The sequence below is a fragment of the Pseudomonas sp. IT-P395 genome (assembly GCF_949767675.1).
Classification (GTDB): domain Bacteria; phylum Pseudomonadota; class Gammaproteobacteria; order Pseudomonadales; family Pseudomonadaceae; genus Aquipseudomonas.
The window spans coordinates 39859-55813 of the sequence record NZ_CATKPW010000014.1; the positions used below are offsets into that span (position 1 = coordinate 39859).

10 protein-coding genes are annotated in these 15955 nt (G+C 59.2%); 5 read left to right on the forward strand and 5 right to left on the reverse strand.

What is annotated here, in order from left to right; translation table 11 throughout:
* Positions 1-149 precede the first annotated feature (149 nt).
* From ACM6IN_RS13190 to ACM6IN_RS13200, 3 genes are all read right to left on the reverse strand, one after another.
* Complete coding sequence (locus ACM6IN_RS13190; RefSeq protein WP_007909264.1) at positions 150-1514, reverse strand: DUF3999 domain-containing protein; 1365 nt, start codon at positions 1512-1514, stop codon at positions 150-152.
* Positions 1511-5095 (reverse strand): DUF2339 domain-containing protein, encoded by a 3585-nt coding sequence (locus ACM6IN_RS13195; protein WP_414916173.1) that lies wholly within the window; start codon positions 5093-5095, stop codon positions 1511-1513. The genes ACM6IN_RS13190 and ACM6IN_RS13195 overlap by 4 nt, the downstream gene beginning before the upstream one ends.
* Before the next feature lie 167 nt (positions 5096-5262).
* The gene (locus tag ACM6IN_RS13200; RefSeq protein WP_414916174.1) at positions 5263-7713 is read right to left on the reverse strand and encodes a glycogen/starch/alpha-glucan phosphorylase; all 2451 of its coding nucleotides are present in this window, start codon (positions 7711-7713) and stop codon (positions 5263-5265) included.
* Between the two features lie 260 nt (positions 7714-7973).
* On the opposite strand from ACM6IN_RS13200, the gene ACM6IN_RS13205 reads away from it, so the two are divergent.
* Positions 7974-8411, forward strand: coding sequence for a YkgJ family cysteine cluster protein (locus ACM6IN_RS13205; RefSeq protein ID WP_007909261.1), 438 nt, complete (start codon positions 7974-7976; stop codon positions 8409-8411).
* Positions 8412-8600: 189 nt separating this feature from the next.
* Positions 8601-9128: a hypothetical protein gene (locus ACM6IN_RS13210; protein ID WP_414916175.1), complete on the forward strand. Its 528-nt coding sequence runs from the start codon at positions 8601-8603 to the stop codon at positions 9126-9128.
* Between the two features lie 86 nt (positions 9129-9214).
* On the opposite strand, the gene typA is transcribed toward ACM6IN_RS13210, so the two are convergent.
* Both typA and thiI read right to left on the reverse strand, forming a co-directional pair.
* Positions 9215-11035 (reverse strand): translational GTPase TypA, encoded by a 1821-nt coding sequence (gene typA, locus ACM6IN_RS13215; protein ID WP_003220792.1) that lies wholly within the window; start codon positions 11033-11035, stop codon positions 9215-9217.
* A 139-nt stretch (positions 11036-11174) separates the two neighbouring features.
* Positions 11175-12629: a tRNA uracil 4-sulfurtransferase ThiI gene (gene thiI / locus ACM6IN_RS13220; RefSeq protein WP_007909256.1), complete on the reverse strand. Its 1455-nt coding sequence runs from the start codon at positions 12627-12629 to the stop codon at positions 11175-11177.
* A 329-nt stretch (positions 12630-12958) separates the two neighbouring features.
* Between thiI and glnA the strand changes: the two genes are divergently transcribed.
* From glnA to ACM6IN_RS13235, 3 genes are all read left to right on the forward strand, one after another.
* Positions 12959-14365 (forward strand): type I glutamate--ammonia ligase, encoded by a 1407-nt coding sequence (gene glnA / locus ACM6IN_RS13225; protein ID WP_007909254.1) that lies wholly within the window; start codon positions 12959-12961, stop codon positions 14363-14365.
* 289 nt (positions 14366-14654) lie between these two features.
* Positions 14655-15170 (forward strand): DUF4124 domain-containing protein, encoded by a 516-nt coding sequence (locus tag ACM6IN_RS13230; protein ID WP_414916176.1) that lies wholly within the window; start codon positions 14655-14657, stop codon positions 15168-15170.
* Complete coding sequence (locus ACM6IN_RS13235) at positions 15167-15790, forward strand: DUF4124 domain-containing protein (RefSeq protein WP_414916177.1); 624 nt, start codon at positions 15167-15169, stop codon at positions 15788-15790. The genes ACM6IN_RS13230 and ACM6IN_RS13235 overlap by 4 nt, the downstream gene beginning before the upstream one ends.
* Positions 15791-15955 lie beyond the last annotated feature (165 nt).

Here is a 15955-nt window from a genome sequence, read left to right on the forward strand (position 1 = left end):
CGGCGGTTAGAGGATTTTTGTTGATTGATCGGCCGTCATCGCTGGCAAGCCAGCTCCCACAAGGACTTCGGTCGTTCATCTATTTTGTGTACACCAAATAACCTGTGGGAGCTGGCTTGCCAGCGATTGGCGCGCAGCGCCAGCCATTCTCAGGTGTTGGTTGGAGGCTTGCGCAACAAGCTAAACGCCATAGCCCCCAAAAACACCACACTCAACAACAACACTGCCCACAACCCAATCTTCTTCCAATTGGTCTCCGCCACCGCCGCTGTGGTCGCCGTCGATGTCTGCGTACCAACCGCTTCACCCTGCACCGACGCCTTGCCCAACGACGCCAGCTTCTGCGGCTTGAAATCCGGAATCAGCGTCGCCAACGGCAAGTTCGCCGTTTTCACCGTCGGATTACCCAGCGCCAGACTGTACGGCCCCTCCCCGCGAGCAAGGAAAATCACCTGCGTCGCCCGCACTGCGTATTTCACGCTCGGCGCCTGCGCGCCCAGACCACCGCCACGTTCATCCACCGTCAGCTTCAGCTGCTGCACGGTCTGCCCGTAGAGCTGCAACTCGTTCTGCACCACATCCTGATTATTCTGGCTCAGGCGATAGAGCAAGCCGCTGCTCAGTTCCTGCCACGGCAGGCTGCTTTCACGTCGCCCCGCCAATATCACCGGCGCAAGACTGTTCGGTTGTTTGAGTTCAACCTGCACGCGTTCGACATTCAGCCCCATCGGCAACTGCCAGGTATATTCCCCGGCCTTGGTGCTGCTGCCGGCCAATGCCTGCGACCAGACCAACGGCAGCGGCAAATCGCGCGGATCACTGCTTTTCAATTGTGCCGCCGTCAAAATCGGCGCCGAGTTCGGCGACTCCCACAATAGCCGCACATAACGCGCCGATTGCCCCGGCAACGTCACTTCGTGCTGCTCGATGCGCTCATCGGAAAAAGTCAGTCGTGCGACCTGACCTTCGCCCCACGGCTGCCAGTGCTGCAAATCATCGCTGGCCTCAATGCTGAAACGCTGAAAGCCGTCGCGCTCACTGGTCCAGTCGAGGATCAATTGCTGCAACGGCGCCTTGATCGCGCTGGCATCCAGCAGCCAGCCACGCAGCACTTCTTCACCCGCCTCCAACTGGCTGGATGGCTGCACTTCGACCAACGTGCCGTTGGTGGTCGATTGCACGCGCACATTCGGCGCGCGCTCACTGGCGTCGGCGGCGTTGTACAGCGGGAACCATTTCACCTCGTGCAACTGGCCGTCATCGCGGGTCTGCGCCGACTCGCGCGCCAAGGCGTAGGCCTGCGCTTCGCCAGCGGCGTTGAATACCCGCAAGTCACTGAGATCAGTCTGGCGCGCCTGCAATTGCACGCTCAACGGTAAGTCGAGGCGATACCACGGGCCGTTGCCGCTCACAGACAGCGGCACCTGCGTGGCGAAGTCCGCCGGTTTTTCCTGAGCACCGGCCACCATCACCACGCCCAACGCCAACCAACCCAGATTTCGCATGCGACTCAAGATGAAACTCCTTCGGTGTTCGGGGCCGGTTTGTCCGCCGCCGGGTCAGCGTCGACGCGTTTGGGCGGCAGTGGCGCGAAGTAGCCGACCACCAACAGCAACACGCCAACGCCGATAAACGAGACGATCCGGGCAAGGCCGCCACGGTTGCTCAGTTCGACAAAAATCAGTTTGGCCACCACCAGCGCAATCAGCGCCGCGCCGATCAACCACACTTCGCGACGATGACGCAGATGCCCGCCGATCATCAGCCCGAGCGCCATCAACGTCCAGACGATGGACAATCCGGCCTGCACCAGCATCGAGCCGAGCAGTTGATCGAGCTCGAACGGAATCCCCGCCCAATGGTGTGCCGCGCGGGTGACCAGCGCGGTGCAGAAAGCGAACAGCGATACCCCGGCGATCAGTTGCGTCGCGTATTCGGCGTAGTCCTGACGAATCGACAGTTGCGAAACTGCACTGCGCGACCAGACATAAACGCCGAACAAAGCAAACAACAGACCCAGCTCCAGCGGGTTCAGCAGCGGCACATACGGCAACGGTTCGGCGTTGCCATCGCTGACGCCATTCGCCAACCAAAACCACGCGAGCATCAGCACCGCCAGCGGCGCGGCGGCGTACAAGCGGTACTCGCGGGCAAACGCTGCGACCGGCCACGGCCAAGAGCGCGGGGCCGCTGCCAGCAGCAGATAAACGCTCGGCAGAATCGCCCAACCCAACCAACGCCAGGCGTTGTATTGCTCGGACAACAGCAGTAGCCCGTAACGCAATTCCAGCGCCAGCACGCCAATCAGCAACCAACAGCCCAATACATGCGCCGTACTCAAGGCGCGCGCCGGCAACATCGGCGCCAGGCGCCGCAGACTGAAGAAGTGCACGGCGAACACCGCCGCCCACGCCAGCCAGCCGAAATCCGTCGCCGGGTGATAACGCGAATGCCAAGCAGCGAGCAACACCAGACCTGCCGCCGGAATCAGCAAGGTGCAGAGCAAGCCCAGCGCCGGCCATTTCAAACGTAGCGCCAACACAGTCCACACCGCCACGCTTACGGCTGCTACCAACAGCAGCAACGTGCCTTGCAAATTCGGAGCAGCAAAACGCAGCATCTCGCTAACCCACGCCAGCGCCCACCAACCCGCGCCCCACACCAGCAATACTTCGGACAAGCGCTGCAAACTCAACGCATCGAATGCCGAGGCGTGATTGCCCAGTTGCAGGCGCCACGCACCGATCATCGCCGCCAGCCCCAGTACCAGCGGCGTCCAGAATCCGCCATGGGCCAGCGGTTTCAAACCTTCGCTGGACAGTGGCCCGAGCAATTCCGGACCGGCCAGCAAAAACGCCGCGCCACCGATCACTTGCAACAACAAACCGAAAACAAAACTCACGCGCTGCTTGAGGTACAGGCTCAACCAGATAATCAGCAAACCACTGGCCGCCCACACCGCGCTCGCGGTCTGCCATGGCAGGACAAACAGCACCGCCAGATTGATCAGCACCAGACCAGCCAACAGCACCACCGACAATCCGCGCAGCAGACGTACATCACCGCGCACCATTTCATCACGGGCCGCCAACAGCATGCCGGCGATCAACGCCAGACCGATCAGCGAAGCACTGAGCAAGCCACTCCAGCCGGCGCTGAACACCGCTGCCGAATCCTCGCCCGCGCCTTGCAGACGCAACAGGAACAACGCACCGCCAAGCAACTGCACGGCAAACGCGGTGAACAGGAAGGTGCGCGATTGAATCCGCAGACCGACAAACAACGTCACCAGACCGGCCAGCGCCCAACTGATGGCCGTGGCCTGAACGAAGAAGAACAGCGGCGCCAGCAGATAGAGGAAGGTCAGGCCCAGGCACGCCAACACCGGCAAGCCTTGACGCTCCCAAAGTGATGCCTGTTGCGGCGAGGCCTTGCGCAATTGATAGAAGCTGAACAGCAGGGCAATGCCAAGCATCAACGCGCCCAACGGTGCACCGTCAAGCAGACTGCTTTCGCCGACCCGCAACTGACTGAGGAAGGCTAACGCGGAACCCAGTTGCAGCAGCAAGGCAAACGCGCGGGCGAACGGTCGATGCTGGCGCAAACCGAGCCAGAAAATCCCCGCGCCTTCCACCGCCCACGCCGCCGAGGTCCAACGCGCATCCAGTCCGAGCGGGATCGCCAGACTGGCAAAAATCACCCCGAGCGCCAGACAGGTTTCGCCCAGCAGCACCGCGCGTCCGCCCATCAATACCTTGGCCAGCGCCATGTAGATCATACCCAGCGCCAATGCACTGAAGGCCGCCGCGAACTCCAGATGCTGCACCAACGCAAACTGCAGACCGAAGCCAATGATCGGCGGGCCGAACAGCATCGTGCCGTCGACGTAATCGCCCTTGCGCGCAGACCAGTGCAGCAACGCCTCGCGGTCGTCCGCCGCCGGCGCATCCGGCATGTCGAGCAATTTGCGCCGGGCGAACAGCAGGCCGATGGCGAGGTACATCAGGAAAAACAGAATCAGGAACGGTTCGGTGCTCCACAACAGCTCCGGCGTATACGAACGCAAGCCCCAGGCGAAACCGATGCCGAAGGTGCCGACGAAACCGATCAGGTTGAGCAGACGCCAGGCCTTGAACCAGGCGATGGCGAGAATGCCGGCGTTGAGCAGCGCGAAATAACTGAACAGCGCGACGTGGTTGCCGGCGCCGGTCGAGGTCAGGATCGGTGCGGCGAATCCGCCCAATGCGGCGACGGCGGCCAACGCCAGCGAGTCTTGGGTGATCGCCAGAATCGCCGAGAACACCGTCACAGCCACCAGCAAGCCCAACGCGGCGGACGGATCGAGCAACGGGTGCAGACGCATCGCCGCAAACACCGTCAGGTACAGCACCGCGATCCCGGTGCCTTGCAGCATCAACGCGTAATTGCTGTTGCGCCGCCGCAGCCACCAACCCAGCGCGAGCAAGCCCAACGCGGCCGCCGCGACACCGGCGTAACGCACTTCAATCGGCACGACCATTCCTTCGGTGGCGTAGCGCAGCAGGAACGCCAGACCGAAGAACAACAACACCACGCCAACGCGCAGCACGGTGTTGCCGCCGAACAGCCAGTTACGCGCAGCATTGATGCCGCGTTCGATCAGGTTCGGGCCACGGGGCTCGGCGGGTTTTGCTGGCTCGGGCGTGACGGCGTCGAGGCGCCACACATCAGCGGGCAGCGGTTGACTGGTTTCGCTGGCGACGGCGGGAATGGATTCGAGTTCGGGCGGCAGTTCCCAGACCAGTTCGGGGGCCGGGGCTGCTTCAGCGGCTTTGACCGGTTCTACGACGGGCTCGGTAACCGGCGCCGCACTCGGTGGCGGCGCGGCATGAATGGGCGCGCCTTCCAGTAAAAACAGACGTTGCTCGACACCCTGCAAAGCGACCTTCGCCTGCTCAAGTTGACGTTGCTGCTCCATCGCCTGCGAGCCAAGCCGCGCGATGCGGATCGTCTGCCCGATTGCCAGCCCCAACAACGCGCCCAACAGCGCATCACTGAACGACTCGTCGAGCAGCCAGCCGAGCACCAGCCCGATCAACATGAACATCCATTGCATGGTCGATATCCCTAAGCGCGAAGGCCAATCCGGGAAGATTAGCGCAGCCTGACCCAAAAAGATCGCAGCCTGCGGCAGCTCCTACAGGGTTATGCGAACACCTGTGTAGGAGCTGCCGAAGGCTGCGATCTTTTCCGGCACGCGATTATATCGAGCCGAACGGAAAGTTACTCCAGCGCTTTCCAGATATCCGTGGCGTACTCGCGAATCGTCCGGTCTGACGAGAACCAGCCCATCCGCGCCGTGTTGAGCACCGCTGAACGCCACCAGTTGTTGGAATCGTGCCAATGCGCTTCAACCCGCTTCTGCGCTTCCCAATAAGAGTCGAAGTCGGCGCAGACCAGAAAGCGGTCGTAATCCACCAGCGAATCGATCAGCCCGGTGTAACGCGACGTGTCGTCCGGCGAAAACACCCCGCTGCGGATCGCTTGCAGCACATCGTTCAGACGATGGGAGGCGGCGATGTCCGGCAAAGCGCTGAACTCGTGATTCTGTTTACGCGCTTCAACCTGCTGCGCGCTGAGGCCGAAAATAAACATGTGCTCGGCACCGATGCGCTCGCACATTTCCACGTTGGCGCCGTCCAGTGTGCCGATGGTCAGCGCGCCGTTGAGGCCGAACTTCATGTTACTGGTGCCCGACGCCTCGAAACCGGCGGTGGAAATCTGCTCGGACAAGTCCGCCGCCGGAATAATGCTCTCCGCCAGGCTGACGTTGTAGTTGGGCAGGAACACCACTTTCAGCAAGCCGCGCACGGTCGGATCGTTATTCACCACGCGGGCAATATCGTTGGTCAGTTTGATGATCAGTTTGGCCTGGTGATAACTCGCCGCCGCTTTACCGGCGAAGATTTTCACCCGTGGCACCCAGTCGACTTCCGGCTCCGCGCGAATCGCCTGATACAGCGCCACGGTGTGCAGCAGGTTAAGCAACTGGCGTTTGTATTCGTGGATCCGTTTGACCTGCACGTCGAACATCGCCGCCGGGTTGACCGCGATGCCCAGCCGTTCATGAATCAGATAGGCCAGGGCTTTTTTGCTGTGCAGCCGTTGTTCGGCAAAAGCTTTACGGAACGCAGTTTTTTCGGCAAACGGCTCGAGATCGAGCAGACGCTCTTCGGGGTTATCCAGTAGATCCGGGCCGAGCGCGTCGACCAGCATCGAAGTCAGTTCAGAGTTGGCCTGATACAACCAGCGGCGGAAGGTAATGCCGTTGGTTTTGTTGTTGATCCGCTCCGGATACAGCTTGTGCAGTTCGGCGAACACGGTTTTGCGCATCAATTGCGTGTGCAATCCGGACACGCCGTTGACGCTGTGCGAACCGAGGAACGCAAGGTTGCCCATGCGCACCCGGCGACCGTTGTCTTCTTCGATCAGCGACACCGCGCGCAGCACGTCGAAATCGTGAATGCCTTTGGCCCGCAGCGAATCGATGTGCTGGGCATTGATCAGGTAAATGATCTGCATGTGCCGTGGCAGCATGCGTTCCATCAGGCCCACCGGCCAGGTTTCCAGTGCTTCCGGCAGCAGCGTGTGGTTGGTGTATGACAGCGTGTCGACGGTCACTTGCCACGCGGCATCCCACGCGACGTCGTAGACGTCGACGAGTTGACGCATCAGCTCGGCGACGGCAATCGAAGGGTGCGTATCGTTGAGCTGGATCGCCGCGTGATCGCCCAAGGTCAGCACCGAGGTGTGCATGTTGCGGTGACGACGCAGCAGATCCTGTAACGAGGCCGCGACGAAAAAGTACTCCTGACGCAGGCGCAGCTCTTGCCCTGCTTCAGTGCTGTCCGCCGGATAGAGCACGCGGGAAATACTTTCGGCGCGGGCCACTTCGGCCACCGCGCCCAAGTGGTCGCCAGCGTTGAAACGCTCCAGGTGCAAATCTTCCATGGCGCGCGCACGCCACAGCCGCAAAGTGTTGACGCTCGCCCCGCGCCAGCCCACCACTGGCGTGTCGTAAGCAATGGCGCGAACGGTTTCCGCCGGCGACCAGACTTGTTTGGACTTACCGGAAATGTCGGTGACGGTTTCAACGCTGCCGCCGAAGCCGATGGTGTAAACCACTTCCGGCCGTTCGAACTCCCACGGGTTGCCGAAATCCAGCCAGTGCTCGGTCTGCTCCTGCTGCCAGCCGTCGACAATGGCTTGGCGGAACAAGCCATGTTCATAACGAATACCGTAGCCGTGACCGGCGATGCCGAGGGTCGACATGCTTTCCATGAAGCACGCCGCCAGACGCCCGAGGCCGCCGTTACCGAGCGCTGCGTCAGGTTCCAGCAAACGGATACGCTCCAGATCGACACCGAGTTCAGTCAGCGCTTCACGGGCGACGTCGAGCAGGCCAAGGTTGCTCAGGCTGTCGTAGAGCAAGCGGCCGATGAGAAACTCCAGCGAGAGATAATACACTCGCTTCTGGCCTTTGCGATAAATCTGCCGGGTGTGGTCCATCCAGTGTTCGACCATGTGATCACGCGCTGCCAGGGCGATGGCTTCGAACCAGTCATGATCGAAGGCGTGATCGGGGTCTTTGCCCACCGCATAGGTGAGTTTGGTCAGGACGGCGTCGCGGAATGCGGCCACCTCTGCTTCGCGAACTAGTGGTTCTTGAGTCATCGATAGGACCTCGAGCGAGCGGGGAATTGTCTGAGCCTAGACGGTCTGACCGACGGTAGCGGCTCTGGTTCGGCAGTTTTTCCCGAGACTGTGAGATAGCCCGGCATTACCTTGTCGAGTGAGCTAATCAATGCAGGGGCCGTGCCGATTTTTCCGGCAAATTGCCTGCATCGAGAAAAAATCTGGCGAAAGGTTGTTCAAAAATCCACCAGTCCCGGTATGATCGCGCGCCCTGATGCACACACGCCTGGTAACTCCCGATGATGAAGCCCAACCTGATTGCCGCCGCCGAGATCGACCGTCTCGATACGTGGGCAAAATACTCAGCCCCGATGTGCGGTTCCTGCGTGTCCAGCTGCTGCACGCTGCCGGTTGAGGTGAAGATCAAGGATCTGGTGCGTATCGGCGTGGTCGACGAGTTCGAACTGGGCGATCCGCCGAAGAACATCGCCAAGCGCCTGCAAAAGGAAGGCCTGGTTGAACGTTTCAATCAGAAGTCCGGCATCTTCACCTTGCAGCGCATGAGCAACAACGATTGCTACTACCTGGATCGTAAGAGCCGCTTGTGCACCATTTATGACAAGCGCCCGGATACCTGCCGCAATCACCCGAAGATCGGGCCGCGACCTGGGTATTGCGCGTACAAGCCAAAGGAAGTGGTGCGCGAGCAGAATTTCCGGGCGATCGAGCGGTTCTGACCCAACCCTGGAATGGGCCAAAGGCGAGCTCCGCACTTAAAGTGCCGTCCGTAGATTGTTCTTACAGGGACGGGTAACTCGACCCTACCCGCTTGTCGCAATTTCCTATGCTTTATCAAGCATTCACCCGACAGAAAGTATCTCTCCCCAACACTAGTGTGGAGCATCACTCCCTCAGAGAAGATGCTCATGCGTTATTTAAAAGTGACAGCCCAGGATCGTAGCGGTAACGGCAAGGCCGATGCCGTGCAGCTGCACTTCCACAATGGTTCTGCCAACCTCGTCCACGAAGCTTTTGCATTGGATATGTCCGCCGATGGCTGCATTGAGTTCGGCTTCGCCGGCGATATCAACAGCGACGGCGAGCAGAACTTTCAGGATCAGTTGCTACTCACGGCCTTTGCCGAGGTATTCCTGCAGCTCAACTGGTTCAATGCCGGCGATAACTGGGAGCGCTATCTGAAAATTGGCGCAACCGACCATCATCAGGACGGCACACCCAATGTGGTCACGCTTCAATTCAGTGAAGACGATGGCGAGCTGAGCAAACCCATCAAAATCCGACGCGCAGCCGCGTACGATGGTGACAATGACGGCAGCCTCGACTCCTTCACTAACTCCGATGTGAACGGCGATGGAATAGCCAACAAAGCGGACAAGGTTGTACTGCGCAAGATCGCGGAAACCTTCCTCGCGTTTCGCTGGTTCGACGCTTGATTCGCCCATTGCTTCGCTGCTGATCGCAGACAAACAAAAACGCCCCCGGTCTCGCGACCGGGGGCGTTTTTTATACCAGAGCTAAATTACGCCTTGGCTTTCTTGGCAGCGCGGGTACGCTCGCTTTCGTCCAGGATCTTCTTGCGAAGACGGATGGACTTAGGAGTCACTTCGCACAGCTCGTCTTCCTGGATGTATTCCAGAGCCTGTTCCAGGGTGAAGCGAACAGGTGGTACCAGAGCGATGGTTTCGTCTTTACCCGAAGCACGCATGTTGTCGAGCTTCTTGCCTTTGGTTGGGTTCACACCCAGGTCGTTGTCGCGGCTGTTCTGACCAACGATTTGACCGTTGTAGATCTCTTGGCCGTGTTCTACGAACAGCTTGCCACGAGCCTGCAGGGTTTCCAGCGAGTAGGTCAGTGCCTTACCGGTTTCAACCGAAACCAGAACGCCGTTCTGACGGCCGGACATGTGGCCGGACTTCACTGGAGCGTAACGGTCGAAGATCGAGGTCAGGATGCCAGCACCGTTGGTCAGGGTCAGGAACTGGTTACGGAAACCGATCAGACCGCGAGCAGGGATGTTGTATTCCAGACGAACACGGCCCTTGCCATCCGGCACCATGTTGCTCAGGTCGCCCTTACGCAGACCCATCTCTTCCATGACCTTGCCCTGCGATTCTTCAGGGATGTCGATGGTTACGTTTTCGAACGGTTCCTGCTTCACGCCGTCAACTTCACGGATGATCACTTCAGGACGGCCCAGGGCCAGCTCGAAGCCTTCGCGACGCATGGTTTCGATCAGTACCGAGAGGTGCAGCTCACCACGGCCGGAAACCTTGAACTTGTCAGCCGAGTCGCCTTCTTCAACGCGCAGTGCAACGTTGTACAGCAGCTCTTTGTCCAGACGATCCTTGATGTTACGGGAGGTCACGAACTTGCCTTCTTTACCGCAGAATGGCGAGTCGTTTACCTGGAAGGTCATGGAAACGGTTGGCTCGTCAACGGTCAGCGGCTTCATCGCCTCGACGGTGTTGATATCGCACAGAGTGTCGGAGATGAACAGCTCGTCGAAGCCGCTGATGCAGACGATGTCGCCGGCTGCTGCTTCTTCAACGTCAATGCGGTGCAGACCGTGGTGACCCATCAGCTTCAGGATACGACCGTTGCGGCGCTTGCCGTCGGCGCTGATAGCGACAACCGGGGTGTTCGGCTTGACGCGACCACGAGCGATACGGCCAACACCGATAACACCCAGGAAGCTGTTGTAGTCCAGAGCGGAGATCTGCATCTGGAACGGACCGTCACGGTCAACGGCCGGAGGCGGAACGTGGTCGACTACCGCTTGGTACAGCGGGGTCATGTCTTCCGCCATGGCGGTGTGATCCAGACCGGCAATACCGTTCAGGGCCGAAGCGTAAACAACCTGGAAGTCCAGTTGTTCTTCGGTAGCACCGAGGTTGTCGAACAGGTCGAAGATCTGATCCAGAACCCAGTCCGGACGCGCGCCTGGACGGTCAACCTTGTTGATTACCACGATTGGACGCAGGCCGGCTTCGAAAGCCTTCTTGGTCACGAAACGGGTTTGCGGCATAGGGCCGTCTTGAGCGTCAACCAGCAGCAGAACGGAGTCAACCATCGACATTACGCGTTCAACTTCACCGCCGAAGTCGGCGTGGCCCGGGGTGTCCACGATGTTGATGTGGTAGCCGTTCCAGTTGATGGCGGTGTTTTTCGCCAGAATGGTAATACCGCGCTCTTTTTCCTGGTCGTTGGAGTCCATCACGCGCTCGTCGTTGAGCTCGTTGCGTTCCAGGGTGCCGGATTGACGCAGGAGTTTGTCTACCAGGGTGGTTTTACCATGGTCAACGTGGGCGATGATGGCGATGTTGCGTAGATTTTCGATCACTTGTGTATCTCGATCAGAGGATTCGGTTTGCTGACAAGTCTTGGCAGCGATTAGCAGTAGTGTCCGGCATGGCCGTTACAGCTTGACGGCGGTGTCGGGGGGCCGGTGACGCAGGCCACAGGCAAACAGCCCCGGGCACTTAGCTCGGTCGATAAACGCGCACATTGGCATGCCCCTCACTGAGCAAATGGTGAGCATGCAGGCGACTCATCACGCCTTTGTCGCAATACAGCAGGTACTGGCGAGTCGGATCCAGCTCCTTGAAACGAGCGTTCACTGCGTAGAACGGCATCGTCTGTACTTCTACGCCAGCGAGTTCCAGCGGCTCATCCTCGGCGGCATCCGGGTGACGGATGTCGATCACGATCTGGCCGGCCAGTGCTTCGCTGACTTCTTCAATCTGTACGTCCTGGCCCAATTCGTCGATCACCCGATCGATCGGCACCAGTTTGGCGTTTTCGAGCGCACGCTCGAGGACTGCCATGTCGAATTCTTTCTCTTCGTGTTCAACACGACCGCGTTTGGCGGCGGTTTTCGGATTGACCGAAATGACCCCGCAGTATTCCGGCATGTGCCGGGCGAAATCGGCAGTGCCGATCTCGTTGGCCGTGTCGATGATGTCCTGCTTGTGCGCCACGATCAGCGGACGCAGGACCAGTTTGTCGGTCACGCAGTCGATCACCGACAGGTTCGGCAGCGTCTGGCTCGACACCTGGGAGATCGCCTCGCCGGTGACCAGCGCCTCGATCTGCAGGCGGTCGGCGATATTGGAGGCCGCGCGCAACATCATACGCTTCAATACGACGCCCATATGACTGTTATCGACTTTGCCGAGAATTTCGCCCAGCACTTCTTCGAACGGAACACTGACAAATAGCACGCGTTGCGAGCTGCCGTACTTCTTCCAGATGAAATGCGCGACTTCCATCACGCCCAATTCGTGGGCACGACCGCCCAGATTGAAGAAGCAGAAGTGCGTCATCAGGCCGCGGCGAATGATCTGGTAGGCCGCAACGGTCGAGTCAAAGCCGCCGGACATCAATACCAGCGTCTGCTCAAGGGCGCCGAGCGGGTAACCGCCGATGCCGTTGTGCTGGCTGTGAATCACAAACAACCGTTTGTCGCGAACTTCGATGCGGACTTCGATTTCCGGCGCTTTCAGGTCGATCCCGGCAGCACCGCACTCACGGCGCAGCTTGCTGCCGACGTATTTTTCGACATCCATCGAGCTGAATGCGTGCTTGCCGGCACGCTTGCAACGCACCGAGAAAATCTTCCCGGCCAGTGCATCGCCGTAGTGCTGTTTGCACTTCTCGGTGATGTCGTCGAAGTCGCCCAGCGGGTACTCGTCGATCTGCAGAAAGTGCGCGATGCCCGGCATGCAGGTCAGGCGCTCGCCCATCTCTTTCAAGGCTTTGGGGTCGGTAACGCGGGTTTCCAGTTCGAGATTGTCCCACACACCGTTCACCACCACGGCCGGGTCCAGGTCGCGGAGCACGGTGCGGATGTTCTTGGCCAGCTGGCGGATGAATTTCGTCCGGACAGGTCGGCTTTTGATGGTGATCTCGGGGAAGACTTTTACGATTAGTTTCATGAAAACAGCGCGCGAACGGCCAGCCGAAAAAGGGGGGCGCGGATTATAGCGGAAATTGCTCAAGGTTTAACCAGTTAATGTGCAGAAGGTTTTGCATGCACCAAAACGGGTCATTTTCGATTTATGACGCTACATTAAAGGGCGAGATTTTCCGCATTGAGACGCTTTGCACCTTTATAAGCGTGAATTTGGGGCAAAAAACCCATGCTGGGGCACTGGCATGCAATTTGCTCCCTTGTGAGGCAGGTTGCCTTGGCAGAGTATTCGCGCCGGCATCACCCAAATTCTAAGGGCATCCACTACTAAGCCCGAAGCCACCCGGAGGACATATGTCGAAGACGGTTCAACTCATCAAAGATCATGACGTCAAGTGGATTGATCTGCGCTTCACGGACACCAAAGGCACTCAGCACCACGTGACCATGCCGGCTCGCGATGCGCTGGATGAAGACTTCTTCGAAGTCGGCAAAATGTTCGACGGTTCCTCCATCGCTGGCTGGAAAGGCATCGAAGCCTCCGACATGATCCTGATGCCGGTTGACGAAACTGCCGTACTCGACCCGTTCACCGAAGACGCCACCCTGATCCTGGTGTGCGACATCATCGAACCTTCGAGCATGCAAGGCTACGACCGCGACCCACGTGCGATCGCCAAGCGTGCCGAAGAACACCTGAAAGCCACCGGTATCGGTGACACCGTGTTCGCCGGTCCTGAGCCAGAATTCTTCATCTTTGACTCGGTGAAATTCAAGTCGGACATCTCCGGCTCGATGTTCAAGATCTACTCCGAGCAAGGTTCGTGGATGTCCGACCAGGACATCGAAGGCGGCAACAAGGGGCACCGTCCAGGCGTCAAAGGTGGCTACTTCCCGGTTCCGCCGTTCGACCACGACCACGAAATCCGTACCTCCATGTGCAACGCACTGGAAGAAATGGGCCTGACCGTCGAAGTTCACCACCACGAAGTGGCGACTGCCGGCCAGAACGAAATCGGCGTCAAGTTCAACACCCTGGTGAAGAAAGCCGACGAAACCCAAACCCTGAAGTACGTTGTGCACAACGTTGCTGACGCTTACGGTCGCACCGCGACCTTCATGCCGAAGCCACTGTACGGCGACAACGGTTCGGGCATGCACGTGCACATGTCGATCTGGAAAGACGGCAAGAACACCTTCGCAGGTGAAGGTTATGCCGGCCTGTCCGATACCGCTCTGTACTTCATCGGCGGCATCATCAAGCACGGTAAGGCCCTGAACGGCTTCACCAACCCGGCGACCAACTCCTACAAGCGTCTGGTACCAGGCTTCGAAGCTCCGGTGATGCTGGCCTACTCGGCTCGCAACCGTTCCGCTTCGATCCGTATTCCTTACGTGTCGAGCCCGAAAGCCCGCCGTATCGAAGCCCGCTTCCCGGATCCGGCTGCCAACCCTTACCTGGCCTTCGCAGCACTGCTGATGGCCGGTCTGGACGGTATCCAGAACAAGATCCACCCAGGCGACGCTGCTGACAAAAACCTGTACGACCTGCCGCCTGAAGAGGCGAAAGAGATCCCGCAAGTTTGCGGCAGCTTGAAAGAAGCCCTGGAAGAGCTGGACAAGGGCCGCGCGTTCCTGACCAAGGGCGGCGTATTCTCCGACGACTTCATCGACGCTTACATCGCGCTGAAATCGGAAGAAGAAATCAAGGTTCGCACCTTCGTACACCCACTGGAATATGAGCTGTACTACAGCTGCTGATCCGGTAGCGCCGCGTTTTTCGGCGTGACAAAAAGAGGCCTCCTTCGGGAGGCCTTTTTTCTTGCCTGCCATTTATGACGTGATGCTGATCGTTCCCACGCTCCGCGTGGGAATGCAGCCCGTGACGCTCCGCGTCACTGGACGCGGAGCGTCCCTTGAGGCGTACCCACGCAGAGCGTGGGAACGATCAATTGTGGTGTATGAATGATCTCTGGATGTGTGCAGGGTTGGGCCAACCGCCACACCTGTCCTATGCTGCACCCCATCGCTTTCAATCCCGGTCGATTTCATGGGTCGCACCTTTCTCTACATTCTATTGCTGATGATCGCCCTGCCCGCCGCCGCGCAGATCTACAAATACACCGATGCCAACGGCCACACGGTGTACAGCGATCACTCGCCGGACGGCGTGCAGGCACAACCGGTGGAATTGCCGCCGCTCAATCGGGTCGAGCCTCAGGCGCCCAGCGCACCACCCGCGCCCGAAACCGACAACCGTGAACCTGCGCCCAACGCCTATGACATTCTTGAACTCGCTGGTTTGCCCACCGAAGAGGCCCTGCGCGCCAATAACGGCACGTTCACCGTTCAAGTGCTGATCAAACCCCGCCTGCTGCCGCCGCATCAATTAAGGCTGGTATTGGACGATGAGCCTTACGGTCAGCCGAGCAACGTGCCAATCCTGCAACTGGTAAACGTAGATCGCGGCGAACATCGTTTAGCGGTGCAGGTGATTGACGGGCAAACGGTCATACAGCAGAGCCCGCCAGTTCTCCTCAGCGTACAGCGGGTGCACAAGCCATGATCCGCGCATGTTTGTTCGTCGTGCTGGCGCTGCTGACCCTGCAGGCTTCAGCAGAGGTCTTCACCTACACCGACGCACAAGGCAACCGCGTCTACACCGACCAACCGCGCGGCAATGCCAAGCGTGTGCCCATCGCGACCAGCAATCGCATGTCCGCAACCCCAACGACCACCACGCCAATCACCACGGCAACAAAATCCCCGGAACAACCGCCGTTCCATTACGACATGCTACGCATCCTGGTGCCCGAGCCCGATGCAACGATTCGCAGCAGCGCCGGTGAAATCATCGTCAGCGTCACCAGCGAACCAGGCCTGCAAAAAGGTCATCGCTATCGGCTGTTGCTGGATGGGCAGGCCACTGGCGAACCCGGCCTGACGCCGGTTTTTCCTCTGAGTAACATCGACCGTGGCAGCCACAACCTTTCGGTGGAAATCCTCGACGCCGAAGGGCGAACGGTCGAACGCACCGCCAACCAGCCGTTCCACATGCTGCGCATCTCTCTCGCGCAGAAACGTCAGGTCAAACCCTGCGTCGCCGACGACTACGGCGTACGTCCGGAATGTCCGCTGAAAGACAAACCGCCAGAGCCGAAAAATCCCTTCCTGCGTTTCTTCTAACGCCATTCAGCTTTGCGCACTATATTGGTGCAATAGTCTGCGCCATACCCAGATCTCAACCCATTTTGGTTCGAAAGTACCCGCAAAGGCCGGCCGAATGCCACGCAAACGAGCGTCAAACGCCTGTTTCAGGCGTTGAACGCTTCTTTTCAGAGCCTTGGTTTG

Excerpts from the sequence above, each read along its gene's own strand:
- ACM6IN_RS13195 (WP_414916173.1), bottom strand. The coding sequence starts at position 5,095 with ATGCAATGGATGTTCATGTTGATCGGGCTGGTGCTCGGCTGGCTGCTC.
- glnA (WP_007909254.1), top strand. The coding sequence starts at position 12,959 with ATGTCGAAGACGGTTCAACTCATCAAAGATCATGACGTCAAGTGGATT.
- ACM6IN_RS13210 (WP_414916175.1), top strand. The coding sequence starts at position 8,601 with ATGCGTTATTTAAAAGTGACAGCCCAGGATCGTAGCGGTAACGGCAAG.
- ACM6IN_RS13200 (WP_414916174.1), bottom strand. The coding sequence starts at position 7,713 with ATGACTCAAGAACCACTAGTTCGCGAAGCAGAGGTGGCCGCATTCCGC.
- ACM6IN_RS13230 (WP_414916176.1), top strand. The coding sequence starts at position 14,655 with ATGGGTCGCACCTTTCTCTACATTCTATTGCTGATGATCGCCCTGCCC.
- thiI (WP_007909256.1), bottom strand. The coding sequence starts at position 12,629 with ATGAAACTAATCGTAAAAGTCTTCCCCGAGATCACCATCAAAAGCCGA.
- ACM6IN_RS13235 (WP_414916177.1), top strand. The coding sequence starts at position 15,167 with ATGATCCGCGCATGTTTGTTCGTCGTGCTGGCGCTGCTGACCCTGCAG.
- ACM6IN_RS13205 (WP_007909261.1), top strand. The coding sequence starts at position 7,974 with ATGATGAAGCCCAACCTGATTGCCGCCGCCGAGATCGACCGTCTCGAT.